Genomic DNA, 15797 nt, shown 5'->3' on the forward strand with positions numbered 1-15797 from the left:
GTCCGGACTCCTTCGGCGCATCGCATAGACATACGATTGACAGCATGGACATTCGCCCCACCCCCTTCGACCACCCCGACGCCGTCAAGCTCAACGACGCCGTCCAGCTGGAATACGCCGAGCGCTACGCGGACGACGACGGTGAGGGTGAGGGCGATCTCACACACCTCGAACCGTCGATGTTCGCCCCGCCACAGGGCCTCTACCTGCTCGCGTACGACCCCCAGGGCCGCCCCGTCGCGACCGGCGGCTGGCGCAGCCAGGACGCCAACGACGAGGGGTACGCCGACGGCGACGCCGAGCTGAAGCGCATGTACGTCGTGCCCGAGGCCCGCGGCCTGGGGCTCGCGCGGCGCATCCTGGCCACCCTGGAGACGGACGCCCGCGAGGCCGGCCGGACCCGCATGGTCCTGGAGACGGGCACCGCGCAGCCGGAGGCCATCGCGCTCTACACCTCGTGCGGCTACGAGCCCTGCGAGAAGTTCGGCTTCTACCGGGACTACCCGAACAGCCGCTGCTTCGCGAAGGCGCTCTGACCCACTCACAGGGGGTGCGACTCCGCCCGGGCCCCGGCCCGAGAATGGCCGTGACAGGCCCCTGACAAGCACGCCCGGCTCTGGCACTCTGCCCACGCACGTCGATCCGCACCGTTCTCATCCCCACCTGCCTCGGCAGAAGGAGACATGCGTGAGACGCCATCGCTTCGCCACAGCCGTGCTGCTGTCCGTCGGCGCCCTCGTCGCCGGCGGACTCGCGTCGACCGGGGCGGCCCAGGCCGCCCCGGCGCCACCGGCCGCCGGTGACACCGGCCACTCGTTCACCGCCGCCCAGCAGGACCGGGCGGCCGCCTTCTGGACCCCGGAACGGATGCGCTCGGCCGTCCCGCTGGACCTGACGGCCGCTCCGGGCGCGCTGCACCGGGTCCCGCGCGCGGCCGCCCCGACGACGATCGCCCCGACGGGCGTCGACCGGAGCGCCGTCTCCCCCACCGCCTTCCCGCAGGCGGGCGGGGCGTGGACGGGCGGCGGTGCGGTCGTGAAGACCTCGGGCCGGGTGTTCTTCACCTTCCAGGGCCGCACGGCCTCCTGCTCCGGAAACGCCGTCACCAGCAAGAACGCCAGCACCGTCATCACCGCTGGCCACTGCGTGAAGTACCAGGGCGCCTGGCACACCAACTGGGTCTTCGTCCCGGCCTACGCCAACGGCAACGCGCCCTACGGCCAGTGGTCCGCCACCAAGACCCTCACCACCCCGCAGTGGGAGGCCAGCGAGGACATCAACTACGACGTCGGCGCGGCGGTCGTCGCCCCGCTGAACGGCCAGACCCTCACCTCGGTCACCGGCGCCCAGGGCATCCAGTTCAACGGCGCCTACAACAAGCCGATGTACGCCTTCGGCTTCCCGGCCGCCTCGCCCTACGACGGCACGAAGCTCGTCTACTGCTCGGGCAACTCCTCGAAGGACTTCCTGTTCTCCCAGGACCACGCCCTCGGCTGCAACATGACCGGCGGCTCCAGCGGCGGCCCCTGGTTCGCCTCCTTCGACGAGTCCACGGGCACCGGCCTCCAGGCCTCGGTGAACAGCTTCGGCTACACCTTCCTGCCCAACCGCATGTTCGGCCCGTACTTCGGCACGGACGCCCAGAACCTCTACGACAAGGCCCAGAGCTCCTGACGCGCACACAGGACCGCACATAGCGAAGAACCCGTCCGATCTGCTGATCGGACGGGTTCTTCGTGTCTGTGGACCTGAGGGGATTCGAACCCCTGACCCCCTCGATGCGAACGAGGTGCGCTACCGGACTGCGCCACAGGCCCCTGCGACGTGTGAAACATTAGCATCCCGAGCGCAGTACGAGGAAATCCGTTCCCCCGCAGGTCAACGAGCCGGTCATTCGTTGGCCGCGCGGGGGCGGTCGTCGTCCGCGTACTGGTCGAAGAGCGGGGTGCGGCCGTGGTCGCGGCGGGCCTGCGGGCGGGCGGTGCGCTGGCGCGGGGCCGGGGCGGGGGTCGGGGCCGGGTCGGCCGCCGTGGAGGATCGGGCCGAGCTCCAGGTCTCCGGGTCCGTGATGTCGACGCCGCCGGAGGCGCGCGGGGCGACCGGGGCGGTGACGTACGTGGGGAGCGGGACCGGGACCGGGTCCCAGCTGTCGCCGCGGACCGGGCCGCGCTCGCGCTGCTGGTCGACCCACTCGGCGTGGTCCGTCTGCTCGACCAGCGCCCGGCGGTCGGCCTCCTGCGGGGAGACGGTCGCCTCGGCGGCCGGCGCCGCGGCGGGCTCCGGCTCGGGCGTGGGGGCCGGGCGGCGGCTCTCGCGCAGCCGGGCGGCGGCGGCCTCGGCGTTGCGGCGGTCCATCACGTACACGAAGCGCCGCCGCTCCTGGACGCGCAGATAGACGATGTACGCGCTGAGCAGCAGGGCCGGGACGGCGGGCGCCCACAGGAAGGCGAGGCCGCCGACGGCCGCGACGACCGCGCCGAGCGTGAAGGCGAGGAAGAGGAGCACCGTGGTGCGCCGGCGCCGGGCAAGGACCTTGCTCCGGCGGGCCCGCTCGGCCGCGGCGCCACCGCCGGCGCCCGCTCCCGCGCCCGCACCACGACGCGCGGGAGCCTGGGCAGCCTTGGGAGCCTTGGCGGCCTTCGAGGCCTGGGGAGCCTTGGGGGCCTCCTCCGGCAGTTCCAGGCGGGCTTCCGTTCTGGCCGCGGGCGCGCAGAAGTCCCGGACGTCGACCGAGCTCAGATGCTCGGTCACCGCGTCCGGGTCGACGTCGGATGCCGGGTCGTCGGCCGCGCGGTCCCGGTCCCTGAGCTCCTTGGCGTAACGGCGCTCCATGCCCGCCCGTCCGGACAGCAGCCGGATGGCGGTGCTGAAGCGTTCCGTCGGACGGGCCTCGTTCAGCTCGTCCTGCCTGCGGAGCCACATCGGCACCAAGTAGGCGGCCCAGGCCCCGACAATGACTGCGTAGATGAGGCCGCTGCTGCTCACGCTTCACACGGTAGAGGGGTTCGGGTGAGGGCATCGGCCAATTGGGCCGGTGTGTCGCACGATCTGGCTGATATCACTGAACTTTTTTGTGATTGTTCAGATCGATTGGCGCTCAACTGCCGATTGAATTCGAACACTTATTGCAATCACTGGTGTTGCCGACGTGCCTCGTGCCAACGCCGCACCAAGCCCTCCGGCACCTCCTCCGCCGTCAGCGCGAAGACCAGATGGTCACGCCAGGCGCCGTCGATGTGGAGGTAGCGGGGCCGCAGCCCCTCCTCGCGGAATCCCAATTTCTCCACGACGCGGCGCGAGGGGCCGTTCTCCGGGCGAATGCAGACTTCCATCCGGTGCAGTCCGACCGTGCGGAAACAGTGGTCGACGGCGAGCGCCACCGCCGTCGGCATGACGCCGCGGCCGGCCACGTCCCGGTCCACCCAATAGCCCACATGACCGGAACACATCGAGCCCCAGGTGATTCCCGCGACCGTCAACTGACCGACCAGACGCCCCTGGTACTCGATGACGAACGGCAGCATCCGCCCCGCGTTCGCCTCCGCCCGCAGATGGCGCACCATCTGACGGTACGTGGGCCGCTGCGTCACCGGGCCGGCCGGGCCGGGCGGCGGGACGGTCGCCTCCCAGGGGCGCAACCAGTCGCGGTTGCGCCGGTTCACCTCGCGCCAGGCCCGCTGGTCGCGCATCTTTATCGGGCGGAGCAGCACGTCGCCGTCGACCAGGACCACGGGCCAGGACGGAATCATGACGCCGGGCCCGCTTCCGCCGCCGGTCTGGGGTGGTCGCCGCCACGGATCTGGTCCACCGCGTGGACCAGCAGCGGTTCCAGGACCGCGAGGCCGTCCCGTACCCCGCCCGTCGAACCGGGCAGGTTGACGATCAGCGTGCCGCCGCCCCGGGAGCCCCGCGCGACCCCGGCGAGGCCGCGCGAGAGCGCCGCCGTGGGCACCTTCTCCCGGCCGTACGCGCGGATCGCCTCCGGGATGCCCGGGATCTCCCGGTCCAGGACCCGCCGGGTGACCTCGGGCGTCTCGTCGGTGGGCGAGATGCCCGTACCGCCGGTGGTGAGGATGACGTCGTAGCCCGCCTCGACCCCGGCGCGCAGCGCCGCCTCCACGGGCGCGCCGTCCGGGACCACCTGCGGCCCCTCCACGGCGAAGCCCATCCCGCGCAGCGCCTCGGCGATCAGCGGGCCGCCCTTGTCCTCGTAGACACCGGCGGCCGCCCGGTTCGAGGCGGTGACGACGAGCGCGGTGTACGGGCCGGTGTGCGGGGCGATGTGCGTCGTTTCCGCCGGGGCGGGCGCCGCGTGCGCCTGCGCCCCGTGCTCGTGGGCCCCGTGCTCGTGCGCCCCCGCCACCTTGCCCGCGCGGGTCACGCCTGGCTCCGTTCGCCCCGCGTCCAGTGGCCGGACTTGCCGCCGGTCTTCTCCTCGACGCGCACGTCGGAGATGACCGCACCCTTGTCGACGGCCTTCACCATGTCGACGACGGTCAGCGCCGCCACCGACACCGCCGTCAGGGCCTCCATCTCCACGCCCGTCCGGTCGGTGGTCTTCACCGTCGCGAGGATCTCCACGGCGTCGTCCGTGACCCCGAGGTCGAGGGTCACCCCGGAGACCGCCAGAGGGTGGCAGAGCGGGATCAGGTCCGGGGTCTTCTTGGCGCCCATGATCCCGGCGATCCGGGCGGTGGCGAGCGCATCGCCCTTCGGGACGCCCTCGCCGCGCAGCAGCTCGATCACGCGCGGCGAGACGAGGACCCGGCCGCTGGCGCGGGCGGTGCGGGCGGTGACGTCCTTCGCGGAGACGTCGACCATGCGGGCCGCCCCGGCCTCGTCGATGTGGGTGAGTCCTTGCTGCGTGCTCATGGCGGTGACACTCCCGGTCGCTGTGTGGGACGACACGGTACCCCCACCGGCGCCGGCGCACCGGACGAGGTTCAGCCGGTGGTCACCCGAGAAGCAGCACGTCGAGCTCCGCGCCGGGCTCGACCTCGGTCACCTCCTCCGGTACGACGAGCAGCGCGTCCGCGTGCGCGAGCGCCCCGATCAGGTGGGAGCCGGAGCCGCCCACGGGGCTGACGGCGCCCGACTCCGCGTCGTACGTCCCGCGCAGGAACTGGCGCCGTCCGGCCGGCGAGGACAGCGTCCGGTCGGCCTTGAGCACGGCGCGCACCCGGGGCCGGTGCGCGTCGGGCCGGTCGCCGAGGCCCATCAGTGCACGGATCGCGGGCCGGACGAACAGCTCGAAGGAGACGTACGAGGAGACCGGGTTGCCCGGCAGCGCGAGCAGCGGGGTGTGCTCGGGGCCGATCATGCCGAAGCCCTGCGGCTTGCCGGGCTGCATGGCGAGCTTGCGGAAGTCGACCTCGCCGTCGGCCGTCAGGGCCTCCTTGACCACGTCGTAGGCGCCGACGCTGACGCCGCCGGTGGTGACGATGAGGTCGGCGCGGATCAGCTGGTCCTCGATGGCGCCGCGCAGCGACTCGGCGTCGTCGGCGACGGCCGGGACGCGGTAGGCGAGGGCTCCGGCGTCGCGGGCGGCGGCGGCGAGGGCGAAGCTGTTGGAGTCGTAGATCTGGCCCTCGCCCAGCGGCTCGCCGGGCTGGGTCAGCTCGCTGCCGGTGGAGATGACGACCACCCGCGGGCGGGGGCGCACCCGCACGGTGCCGCGGCCGATCGCGGCGAGCAGGCCGATCTGCGGCGGGCCGAGGACGGTGCCCGCGGCGAGCGCGAGCTCGCCGGCGGTGACGTCGCTGCCGCGGGCCCGGACGTGGGCGCGGGCCTCGGCGGGGCGGTGGACGCGGACCTCGCCGGCCGCGCCCTCGGGGGCGGCGCTGGCCGGGCGCATCCCGCCGGCGGCGCCTCCGCCGGTGCCGCCGTCGGTCCATTCGACGGGGACGACGGCCTCGGCGCCGGGCGGCAGCGGGGCGCCGGTCATGATCCGGGCGGCCTGGCCGGGGCCGACCTCGGGCAGGCCGCCGGCGCCGGCGGCGACGTCGCCGATCACGGTCAGGACGGCGGGGAACTCCTCGCTCGCCCCGGCCACGTCGGCGACCCGCACCGCGTACCCGTCCATGGAGCTGTTGTCGAAGGGCGGCAGCGCGACCGGCACCGTGACGTCCTCGACGAGCACACAGCCCTGGGCGTCGGCCAGTTGCAGCTCGATGGGCTCGAGCGGGGAGACCGTGGCGAGGACGTCGGCCAGGTGCTCGTCGACGGACCACAGGCCCTTGGCCGGACCGGCGCAGGGGTCGCCGGGGCCATGGCCGTGACCGTGGCTGCCGTCGTGGCCGTGCTCGTGGCCGTGGCCGTGGTCGTCGCCGGGACCAGGGCCGTGGTCGTGGCCGTGGTCCGCCGGTGCCGTACCGCTGCTGCTCAAGGTGCTACATCTCCTCGCTGACGTAACCGCGGAGCCAGGTCCGGAAGTCCGGCCCCAGATCATCACGTTCGCACGCCAGTCTGACAATGGCACGCAGATAGTCGCCGCGGTCGCCGGTGTCATAGCGCCGGCCCTTGAAGACGACGCCGTGCACGGGGCCGCCGACCCGCTCGTCCTGGACGAGTTTCTGCAGGGCGTCGGTCAGCTGGATCTCGCCGCCGCGGCCCGGCGCGGTCTCGCGCAGTATGGCGAAGACGGCGGGGTCGAGGACATAGCGCCCGATGATCGCCAGGTTGCTGGGGGCCTCGGCCGGCTCCGGCTTCTCGACCAGTCCGGTCACCTTCACCACGTCCGACTCGCCGGTGGGGCCGACGGCGGCGCAGCCGTACAGGTGGATCTGCGAGGGCTCGACCTCCATCAGCGCGATCACGCTGCCGCCGAACCGCTCGCGGACCTCGACCATGCGGGCGAGCAGCGGGTCGCGCGGGTCGATCAGGTCGTCGCCGAGGAGCACGGCGAAGGGCTGATCGCCGACGTGCGGGGCGGCGCACAGGACGGCGTGGCCGAGGCCGCGCGGGTCGCCCTGGCGCACGTAGTGCATGGTGGCGAGGTCGCTGGACTCCTGGACCTTGGCGAGCCGTTCCTCGTCGCCCTTGCGGGTCAGCGCTTCTTCCAGCTCGTAGTTCCGGTCGAAGTGGTCCTCGAGGGGGCGCTTGTTGCGGCCGGTGATCATCAGGACGTCGGAGAGCCCGGCGGCGACGGCTTCCTCGACGACGTACTGGATGGCCGGTTTGTCGACGACCGGCAGCATCTCCTTCGGCGTCGCCTTGGTGGCCGGCAGGAACCGGGTGCCGAGACCGGCGGCCGGGATGACAGCCTTTGTGATGGACGGCGTCTGAGTCATGCGGTGCACCCTAGCCGTTCGGTATGTGAGGAAGGTAAGGATCACATGAGCTTTCTCAACCCTCGTACCGCTACCGCCCGATACAAGAGGAATACGAGCCGCGTTGAGCACCGAGTCGACGACCGGGTCCACGACCGAACCGCCTGAGAAGCCGGGCACCGAACCGCCTGAGAACACCACCGAGAAGGCGCTGTTGCGCCGGGCGCTGCTCGGCGCACGCGCCGCCCTGACCGCCGAGGAACGCGAGCGGGCCGCCGGGGCGCTCGCGCCGGCCGCGCTCGATCTGCCGGAGCTGGCGGAGGCGGGCACGGTCGCCGCGTATGTCTCGGTGGGGCGCGAACCGGGCACGCGCGCGCTGCTCGACGTGCTGCGCGAGCGGGGCGTACGGGTGCTGCTGCCGGTCCTGCTGCCCGACAACGACCTCGACTGGGCGCCGTACGAAGGCCCCGAGCGGCTGGCGAAGGCGGGCCGCGGGCTGCTGGAACCGGTCGGCGAACGGCTCGGCCCGGACGCGGTGTGCGGGGCGGACGCGGTGCTGCTTCCGGGGCTCGCGGTCGACGGGCGGGGCATGCGGCTCGGGCGGGGCGGCGGTTCGTACGACCGGGTCCTGGCCCGGCTGGTCCGGTCGGGCGCGGATCCGGCTCTGGTGGTGCTCCTGTACGCGAACGAGGTGGTCGCGCGGGTCCCGGAGGAACCGCACGACCACCCCGTGCACGCGGTGGTGACCCCGGAGGGGGTCCGGCGTTTCAGGCCTTGAGGACTGGGGCCATGGCTGGCGCTACGGCTCCAGCTTCAGGGTGTCCCGGGTGGTGGCCTCTACGGCCGCCTGCCCGTAGGACCAGTCGAGCAGCTCGCCCTTGACCCACTTCTCCGTCTGGTCGGTGTAGTGGCTGTCGTAGGCGTGGCCGGAGGCACCGGAGAGGTTGATCCAGCGGGACTTGTCCCAGTCGCCGACGTTGACCACCATCCGCATGGACGGCACCCAGATCACGTCGTAGCCGCCGGCCGCGTTCCAGCCGGTGGCGTCGACGGCGGCCTCGCCGCCGCCGAGGTTCCACGGGCCGCGGTTGAGCAGGGACTGCACGAAGCCGGGGCCGGCGGTGCCGAGGGTCTGGTTCTTCAGGGTCAGCTGGTGCAGCCGGCCCCAGCTCCAGGTGGAGACGTCCTTGCCGAGCTTGGCGGTCAGCTCCCAGCGGGCGTCCTTCATGGCCTGCGCGAGCAGCTGGTCACGGGTCTCGGTGGCGGCGTTCAGCCGGTCGCCCGGGGTGTTCCACCACTCGCTCTTCTCCTGCTTCAGGAGCGGGCGGACCACCTCGTACCAGCGGTCGCCGCCGTCCGGCTGCGCGGTGTCGGGGTCACGCTCGCCGCACTCGGGGACGAGCTTGTTCTGCTCGTCGACCGGGCCGGTGGTGTCGGCGACGCGGACGTTGATGCACTCGCCCTCGACGCGCAGCTCCTTGGGCAGCTTGTTGCCGAAGGCGAGCTTGAGGACGTTGCGCCAGACCGCGTTGAAGTACGCGGCGGCGGCGGAGTCCGGCTCCTGGGTGTAGTCCCAGCCCTCGAGCAGCTTCTGCGCCTCGCGGACCTGCGGGTCGGAGATGTCGATCTTCAGCAGGAGCGGGTTGAGCAGAGTCGCGATCTCGCTGCGGTTGTCCATCTGCATGGTCTGCATGTCGTCCGGCGAGATCTTGCCGCCGTCCTTGAGCTTGGACTCGATCAGATCGTTGATCCGCTGGCTGCGCGAGCCGTAGCCCCAGTCCCGGGTGAGGAGGTAGGGGTACTTCTTCTCGTCGATGACGGACTGGTTGGCCGTGACGATGTAGCCGCGCTTCGGGTTGTACTCGTAGGGCAGCTCGGCGTACGGGATGTAGCCCTTCCAGTCGTACGAGGAGTCCCAGCCGGGCGCCGGCAGGGTGCCGTCGTAGGCCGCGCCCTTGGTGCGGACCGGGATCTTGCCGGGCGCCTGGTAGCCGATGTTGCCGGCGGTGTCGGCGTAGATCAGGTTCTGGGACGGGACCTCGAAGTCCTTGGCGGCGGCTCGGAAGCCGGTGAAGTCCTTGGCGCGGTTGAGCGCGAAGACGGCGTCCATGGACTTGCCGGGCTGCAGCGCGGTCCAGCGCAGGGAGACGCCGTAGCCGGTGCCGCGGTCGGGGGCGGCGTTGCCGACGGGGGCGGTCTGGCCGACCCGCTCCAGTTCGGTGGAGCGGTCGGAGACCAGCGGGCCGTGCTCGGTGGAGCGGATGGTGATGGGGCGGTCGTCGCCGCCGGCGACCTTGATGACCTCGTCGCGGGTGACGAACGGCTTGGTCTTGCCGTCGACGACATAGCCGTCGGTGCCGATCTTCTCCAGGTAGAGGTCGGTGACGTCGGCGCCGAGGTTGGTGAAGCCCCAGGCGATGGAGTTGTTGTGGCCGATGATCACGCCGGGCATGCCGGAGAAGGTGTAGCCGGCGACGTCGTAGCGGCAGGTCGCCGAGACCGAGCGGCAGTGCAGGCCCATCTGGTACCAGAGGGACGGCAGCATCGGCGCGAGGTGCGGGTCGTTGGCGAGCAGCGGCTTGCCGGAGGTCGTGAAGTTCCCGGAGACGACCCAGGAGTTCGAGCCGATGCCGTTGCCGTTGGGGCCGAGCAGGGCCGGGATCTCGTCGAGGGCGTCGGAGAGCGCGGCGAGCTGGGACTGGATGCCGTTCTGCCCGCCGGAGGTGCCGGTGCCGCCGGAGGTGGTGTCGTCGCCCTTCGGCTGGGCGTCGGGGTCGAACTTGCCGGTGACCTTGTCGACGGCGCCGCGGTCGACGATCGGCTGGTGCAGGTCGTACGGGTACCCCGGGTAGAGGTCCTTGATCTGCTGGGGCTTCAGCCGGCTGGTCATCAGGGAGCGATCGATCTCGTCCTGCATGTTGCCGCGCAGGTCCCAGGCCATGGCCTTGAGCCAGGCCACCGAGTCGACCGGGGTCCAGGGCTCGATCGTGTAGTCGTTGGTGAAGGCCAGGGCCGCGTACTCGACGGAGACGTCGGCCGGGTCCCGGTCCTTGAGGTAGGCGTTGACGCCCTCGGAGTAGGCCTGGAGGTTCTTCTTGGTCTCCGCCGACAGGACCTTGTCGTACTCCTCCTGCGCGACCTTGCGCCAGCCCAGGGTGCGCAGGAAGGCGTCGGTGTCGACCTGGCTCTTGCCGAACATCTCGGAGAGGCGGCCGGCCGTCGTGTGGCGGCGGACGTCCATCTCGTAGAAGCGGTCCTGGGCCTGGACGTAGCCCTGCGCGCGGAACAGGTCCGCCTCGTTGTCGGCGTAGATCTGCGGGATGCCGTCGGCATCGCGCTTGACCTCGACGGGTCCGGTGAGCGCGTCGAGGCGGATCGTGCCGGTCGTCTGCGGGAACGAGCCGCGGACGGTGCTGACGCCCCAGTAGCCCCCGTACCCGACGCCCGCGACCAGCGCGAGCACCAGGACGAGGACGATCAGGCGGGCTCGCCGTCCCTTCTTCTTCTTGGCAGGGGGCGCGGTCGTGTTGGAGGGCATCGCTGTCCTTCGAGGGGCAGGGTGGTCCTGGAGTACGGGAGCAACCTTAGGCGCAGCGTCCGGAGGCCCCGGACGCGGAGTCAGGAAGAGATCCGTTCTTATACGCACTGTTGTGCGATCACACACCAAGAAGGCGTCAAGGATGCGTTAAAGATTAGGTAAGGTAACGAAGTACCGGTGCCGCAGGAACGATCCGTTCGCGGCGCCCGGATCGCCTTTGAGGGGAAGGAACGGCCACTGACTGTCCACCAGCTCAACGAACTCCTGCTCATCTGCTCGCTCGTGCTGCTGATCGCTGTCGCGGCGGTGCGCATCTCCTCCCGGAGCGGGCTCCCCAGCCTGCTGCTCTACCTCGGGATCGGGATCGCCATAGGGCAGGACGGCATCGGCAACGTCGCCTTCGACAACGCCGAACTGACCCAGGTGATCGGCTATGCCGCACTTGTGGTGATCCTGGCCGAGGGTGGCCTGGGCACCAAGTGGAAGGAGATCGAACCCGCGTTGCCCGCGGCGGTCGTGCTGTCGACCGTCGGCGTCGCGGTGAGCGTGGGCATCACGGCGGCCGGGGCGCACTACCTCGTCGGGCTCGACTGGCAGCAGGCCCTCATCATCGGCGCCGTCGTCTCCTCCACCGACGCCGCCGCCGTCTTCTCCGTGCTGCGCAAGGTGCCGCTGCCCTCGCGCGTCACCGGCGTCCTCGAAGCCGAGTCCGGCTTCAACGACGCCCCCGTCGTCATCCTGGTCGTCGCCTTCTCCACCGCCGGCCATGTCGACGCCTGGTACGTCCTGGTCGGCGAGATCGCGCTCGAGCTCGCCATCGGCGCCGCCATCGGCCTCTCGGTCGGCTTCCTCGGCGCCTACGCGCTGCGCCACATCGCCCTGCCGGCCTCCGGCCTCTACCCGATCGCCGTCATGGCCATCGCGGTCGTCGCCTACGCCGCCGGCGCCATGGCCCACGGCTCCGGCTTCCTCGCCGTCTACCTGGCCTCGATGGTGCTCGGCAACGCCAAGCTGCCGCACGCCCCGGCCAACCGCGGCTTCGCCGAGGGCCTCGGCTGGATCGCCCAGATCGGCATGTTCGTCCTGCTCGGTCTGCTCGTCACCCCCCATGAGCTCGTCCGCGACTTCTGGCCGGCCGTCGTCATCGGCCTGGTACTCACCGTGGTCGCCCGACCCATGGAGGTCCTGGTCAGCCTCCTCCCCTTCCGGATCCCCTGGCAGGAGCAGGCCCTGATGTCCTGGGCCGGCCTGCGCGGCGCCGTCCCGATCATCCTGGCCACCATCCCGATGGTGGCCGAGATCGAGGGCAGCGAACGGATCTTCAACATCGTCTTCGTGCTGGTCGTCGTCTACACCCTGGTCCAGGGCCCGACCCTGCCCTGGCTGGCCAAGGCCCTGAAGCTCGGCGACCAGGGCGAGGCCGCCGACCTCGGCGTCGAGTCCGCGCCCCTGGAGCGGCTGCGCGGCCATCTGCTCTCCGTGGCCGTCCCGGAGGCCTCCAAGATGCACGGCGTCGAGGTCGCCGAGCTCCGGCTGCCCGCCGGGGCCGCCGTCACCCTGGTCGTCCGCGACGGGAAGAGCTTCGTCCCCGGCCCCGCCACCGTGCTGCGGCGCGGCGACGAACTCCTCGTGGTCGCCACCGACCCGGTCCGGGACGCCGCCGAACGCCGGCTCCGGGCGGTCGGCCAGGGCGGCAAGCTGGCCGGCTGGCTCGGCACCGGCGGCTCGGCCCCCGCCCCGCCGCACCACCCCGCGACCGGCTTCCGTCGGCCCTTCCGAAAGCCCCCACGGCGAACATCCGGTTAATCCCAGGCATCATTTCGGACCGGAGGGCGTTTTCCCAGGCGGGAAGACGCCCTTCCCTGTACCATGAAGGCACACCAGATCGAACCAACTCTGCCTGACGCAGAGCTGGCGCGACCGTATGGCGGCCGAGGCGCCCTCCGCAGTGGGCCCCGGTATCTACCGCAGTTCCGCGCAAGAGGACAGCTCTCGGCGACGCCCGCACCACCATGCCCGGGCCCGCTACCAGGTGGCAGAAAGGCATGGACCGTGGCATCCACGGTCGTCACCGAGAAGCGACCCGGCTACGGACAGCTCCTCCGCACCCCCGGTGCACTCTCCTTCCTGCTGCCGGGCTTCGCCGCCCGCCAGCCGTTCGCGATGCTCACCATCGGCATCGTCCTGCTCGTCCAGCACACCACCGGCTCCTACGGCAGCGCCGGCGCCGTCGCCGCCGTCACCGGTGTCTCCATGGCGCTGTTCGCCCCGCAGAGCGGCAAGCTCGCCGACCGCTTCGGCCAGCGGGCCGTCCTCGTCCCCGGTGTGCTGATCCACACCGCCTCGGTCTCCCTCCTCGTCGCGCTGGCGCTCTCCGGCGCCCCGCTGTGGGCCCTGTTCCTCGCCGCCGTCCCCTCCGGCGCCTCGGTGCCGCAGGTCGGCCCGATGGTCCGGGCCCGCTGGGCGGCAAAGCTGGACAACACTCCGCTGATGCCGACCGCCGCCGCCTTCGAGTCGGTCACCGACGAGTTCACCTTCGTCGTCGGCCCGGTCCTCGCGACCGCCCTGTGCACCGGCATCCACCCGGCCGCCGGCCTGGTCACCGAGGCCGCGCTCACCCTGCTCGGCGGCCTCTTCTTCGCCGCCCAGCGCGGCACCCAGCCCGCCTACGGTCTGGCGGCCGCGGCCGGCCACGCCGACGGCGAGCCGCACCACTCGGCTCTGTCCATCCCCGGCGTCCGCGTCCTGATCGTCGCCTTCCTCGGCATCGGCTCGGTCTTCGGCGGCATGCAGGTCTCGCTCACCGCCTTCTCCGAGGAGATCGGCAACCCCGGCGCCAACGGCCTGCTGTACGGCATCTTCGCCGCCGGCAACATGCTCGCCGGCATCGCCATGGGTGCCGTCGCCTGGAAGATCGGCCCGCGCCGCCGGCTGATCCTCGGCTACGCCGGTCTCACCGTCGCCGCCTCCCTCCTGTGGTCCGCCCACTCCGTCCTGCTGCTCGGCGCCCTCGGCCTGGTCGTGGGTCTGTGCATCGCCCCCGCCCTGATCACCGGCTACACGATCGTCGAGACCCTGGTCCCGGCGACCTCGCGCACCGAGGCCTTCACCTGGCTGACCGGCGCCGTGGCGCTGGGCCAGGCCGCGGCCGTCACCGTCGCCGGCCGGCTGGCCGACGCCCACGGCGCGAGCACCGGTTTCCTGGTGCCGATGGCCGGCACCCTGCTGGCCCTGATCACGCTGGTGGCCCTGCGCTCGCGGCTCTCACCCCAGGCGACGAGCCGGGTCGCGGCACGTGGTATCGGTCACCGAGTTCCCGTGCCGGTGGACTGAACCCGCGGAATACGTCACTATGGATCGTCGTTAGCACTCGATGAGTGTGAGTGCCAGGAGGAAGACAAGTGCCGACCTACCAGTACCAGTGCACCGAGTGCGGCGAGGGCCTCGAGGCGGTGCAGAAGTTCACGGATGACGCCCTGACCGAGTGCCCGAACTGCAAGGGACGCCTGAAGAAGGTGTTCTCCGCGGTCGGCATCGTGTTCAAGGGTTCCGGCTTCTACCGCAACGACAGCCGCGGCTCGTCGTCCAGCAGCACGCCGGCCTCGTCGAAGTCCTCCTCGGCCTCGACCTCCTCTTCGTCGTCGACGACGTCTTCCTCGTCCTCCTCGGACGCGAAGCCCGCGTCGTCCTCCAGCACGTCGAGCTCTTCGAGCTCCACGTCGGCGGCCTGACCTCCGCACCTCCCGTTCTTCCCGGTGCCCCGTCGCTCCCGCGACGGGGCACCGGCGTTTTTCGGACGTCCTCAGGCCCCAGGCCCGCCACCCCTCGGACCCCCTGGGCTGCCGGCCCGGCCGGGTGGCTAGGGTGACGGCCATGGCGACCCACAGGACTGATCGGACGGCCGGCCCGGCGGCGGACTCGTTCGCGGACATCGGCGTGATCGGCGGCTCCGGGTTCTACTCCTTCCTGGACGATGTGACCGAGGTGTCGGTCGACACCCCGTACGGCAGCCCCAGCGACTCCCTCTTCCTCGGCGAGGTCGCCGGCCGGCGGGTCGCCTTCCTCCCCCGGCACGGCCGCGACCACCGGCTGCCGCCGCACCGGATCAACTACCGCGCCAACCTCTGGGCCCTGCGCTCGGTGGGCGTGCGCCAGGTCCTCGGGCCGTGCGCGGTCGGCGGGCTGCGCGAGGAGTACGGCCCCGGCACCCTCGTCGTGCCCGACCAGCTGGTCGACCGGACGAAGACCCGCGCGCAGAGCTACTTCGACGGTGAACCGCTGCCCGAGGCCTGGGGCGGCGCCGTGCCCCGCGTGGTTCACGTGACCTTCGCCGACCCCTACTGCCCCGACGGACGGCGGGTGGCCCTGAAGGTCGCCCGGGGGCGGGGCTGGGAGCCGGTCGACGGCGGCACGATGGTCGTCGTCGAGGGCCCCCGCTTCTCCACGCGCGCCGAGTCGCGCTGGCACGCGGCCGCGGGCTGGGCGGTGGTCGGCATGACCGGCCACCCCGAGGCCGTCCTCGCCCGGGAACTGGGACTCTGCTACACCTCCCTCGCACTGGTGACGGATCTGGACGCGGGTGCGGAGACCGGTGACGGGGTCTCGCACACCGAGGTCCTCCGCGTGTTCGGCGAGAACGTCGGCCGGCTGCGCGACGTGCTCTTCGACGCGGTCGACGCGCTCCCCGCGACGGTCGACCGGGACTGCCTGTGCACGCGGGCCCACGAAGGGTGGGACCTGGGGATCGAACTGCCCTGAGCCTCGGGGCCGGGGGTCGGGCCGGGTGAGGGCCGGCCGCCCGCGAGGTCCGGACACGTTCCAGGTTCGCCGACCCCGCGCCACGTCGGCAATCGCTCGCGGGAGTGAGGAAGTTATCCACATACGCCCGGTTGTCCACAGGCCGGAGCGGGATCGCGGCAGGTGCGGGACGGTGGACCCGGTTCGCCGGAAGGTGGACCCCGCTCGCCGGACCGTCCGGTGAACGGCCGTGC

Annotated in this window: 14 protein-coding genes and 1 tRNA gene; 7 read left to right on the forward strand and 8 right to left on the reverse strand. The window is 71.9% G+C overall.

Annotation, left to right across the window (positions count from 1 at the left end):
• Nucleotides 1–44 precede the first annotated feature (44 nt).
• Complete coding sequence (locus JAO84_RS14430; protein ID WP_370413234.1) at nt 45–536, forward strand: GNAT family N-acetyltransferase; 492 nt, start codon at nt 45–47, stop codon at nt 534–536.
• A 151-nt stretch (nt 537–687) separates the two neighbouring features.
• On the forward strand, nt 688–1674 hold the full coding sequence (locus JAO84_RS14435) for a serine protease (protein WP_370413235.1): 987 nt from the start codon (nt 688–690) through the stop codon (nt 1672–1674).
• Nucleotides 1675–1743: 69 nt separating this feature from the next.
• On the opposite strand, the gene JAO84_RS14440 is transcribed toward JAO84_RS14435, so the two are convergent.
• The 7 genes from JAO84_RS14440 to galU all read right to left on the reverse strand — a co-directional run bounded on the left by JAO84_RS14440 (nt 1744) and on the right by galU (nt 7289).
• A tRNA-Ala gene (locus JAO84_RS14440) sits at nt 1744–1817 on the reverse strand.
• A 73-nt stretch (nt 1818–1890) separates the two neighbouring features.
• Nucleotides 1891–2985: a gephyrin-like molybdotransferase receptor GlpR gene (glpR, locus tag JAO84_RS14445; RefSeq protein ID WP_370413236.1), complete on the reverse strand. Its 1095-nt coding sequence runs from the start codon at nt 2983–2985 to the stop codon at nt 1891–1893.
• A 146-nt stretch (nt 2986–3131) separates the two neighbouring features.
• Nucleotides 3132–3749, reverse strand: coding sequence for a GNAT family N-acetyltransferase (locus tag JAO84_RS14450; protein ID WP_265866321.1), 618 nt, complete (start codon nt 3747–3749; stop codon nt 3132–3134).
• Nucleotides 3746–4381 carry a molybdenum cofactor biosynthesis protein B gene (locus JAO84_RS14455; protein WP_370413237.1) on the reverse strand — a complete coding sequence of 212 codons (636 nt, stop codon included), beginning with the start codon at nt 4379–4381 and terminating at the stop codon, nt 3746–3748. The genes JAO84_RS14450 and JAO84_RS14455 overlap by 4 nt, the downstream gene beginning before the upstream one ends.
• Nucleotides 4378–4872, reverse strand: a complete 495-nt coding sequence (gene moaC, locus JAO84_RS14460; protein WP_265866322.1) for a cyclic pyranopterin monophosphate synthase MoaC — start codon at nt 4870–4872, stop codon at nt 4378–4380. Before moaC ends, JAO84_RS14455 begins: the two co-directional genes overlap by 4 nt.
• Before the next feature lie 82 nt (nt 4873–4954).
• A complete protein-coding gene (gene glp / locus JAO84_RS14465; protein ID WP_370416765.1) occupies nt 4955–6232 on the reverse strand; it encodes a gephyrin-like molybdotransferase Glp in 1278 nt (425 codons plus the stop codon).
• Between the two features lie 157 nt (nt 6233–6389).
• Complete coding sequence (gene galU / locus JAO84_RS14470) at nt 6390–7289, reverse strand: UTP--glucose-1-phosphate uridylyltransferase GalU (RefSeq protein WP_370413238.1); 900 nt, start codon at nt 7287–7289, stop codon at nt 6390–6392.
• A 190-nt stretch (nt 7290–7479) separates the two neighbouring features.
• On the opposite strand from galU, the gene JAO84_RS14475 reads away from it, so the two are divergent.
• Entirely contained in the window at nt 7480–8046 is a 567-nt protein-coding gene (locus JAO84_RS14475) for a 5-formyltetrahydrofolate cyclo-ligase (RefSeq protein WP_370416766.1), read from the forward strand.
• 21 nt (nt 8047–8067) lie between these two features.
• Here the strand turns inward: JAO84_RS14475 and JAO84_RS14480 are convergent, their stop codons facing one another.
• Entirely contained in the window at nt 8068–10806 is a 2739-nt protein-coding gene (locus tag JAO84_RS14480) for a penicillin acylase family protein (RefSeq protein WP_370413239.1), read from the reverse strand.
• Between the two features lie 177 nt (nt 10807–10983).
• On the opposite strand from JAO84_RS14480, the gene JAO84_RS14485 reads away from it, so the two are divergent.
• The 4 genes from JAO84_RS14485 (at nt 10984) to JAO84_RS14500 (ending at nt 15564) form a co-directional block, all read left to right on the forward strand.
• A complete protein-coding gene (locus JAO84_RS14485; protein ID WP_370413240.1) occupies nt 10984–12612 on the forward strand; it encodes a potassium/proton antiporter in 1629 nt (542 codons plus the stop codon).
• Between the two features lie 246 nt (nt 12613–12858).
• Nucleotides 12859–14139 carry an MFS transporter gene (locus tag JAO84_RS14490; RefSeq protein WP_370413241.1) on the forward strand — a complete coding sequence of 427 codons (1281 nt, stop codon included), beginning with the start codon at nt 12859–12861 and terminating at the stop codon, nt 14137–14139.
• A gap of 68 nt (nt 14140–14207) precedes the next feature.
• The gene (locus JAO84_RS14495; protein ID WP_265866326.1) at nt 14208–14537 is read left to right on the forward strand and encodes an FmdB family zinc ribbon protein; all 330 of its coding nucleotides are present in this window, start codon (nt 14208–14210) and stop codon (nt 14535–14537) included.
• A gap of 142 nt (nt 14538–14679) precedes the next feature.
• Nucleotides 14680–15564 (forward strand): S-methyl-5'-thioadenosine phosphorylase, encoded by an 885-nt coding sequence (locus JAO84_RS14500; protein ID WP_370413242.1) that lies wholly within the window; start codon nt 14680–14682, stop codon nt 15562–15564.
• Nucleotides 15565–15797 lie beyond the last annotated feature (233 nt).

Origin of the sequence: Streptomyces fradiae (assembly GCF_041270065.1) — a bacterium.
GTDB lineage: Bacteria > Actinomycetota > Actinomycetes > Streptomycetales > Streptomycetaceae > Streptomyces.

Bases quoted from the DNA above. Each gene is read 5' to 3' on its own strand.
- JAO84_RS14430 (WP_370413234.1), top strand. From the start codon at position 45: ATGGACATTCGCCCCACCCCCTTCGACCACCCCGACGCCGTCAAGCTC.
- JAO84_RS14450 (WP_265866321.1), bottom strand. From the start codon at position 3,749: ATGATTCCGTCCTGGCCCGTGGTCCTGGTCGACGGCGACGTGCTGCTC.
- moaC (WP_265866322.1), bottom strand. From the start codon at position 4,872: ATGAGCACGCAGCAAGGACTCACCCACATCGACGAGGCCGGGGCGGCC.
- galU (WP_370413238.1), bottom strand. From the start codon at position 7,289: ATGACTCAGACGCCGTCCATCACAAAGGCTGTCATCCCGGCCGCCGGT.
- JAO84_RS14480 (WP_370413239.1), bottom strand. From the start codon at position 10,806: ATGCCCTCCAACACGACCGCGCCCCCTGCCAAGAAGAAGAAGGGACGG.
- JAO84_RS14500 (WP_370413242.1), top strand. From the start codon at position 14,680: ATGGCGACCCACAGGACTGATCGGACGGCCGGCCCGGCGGCGGACTCG.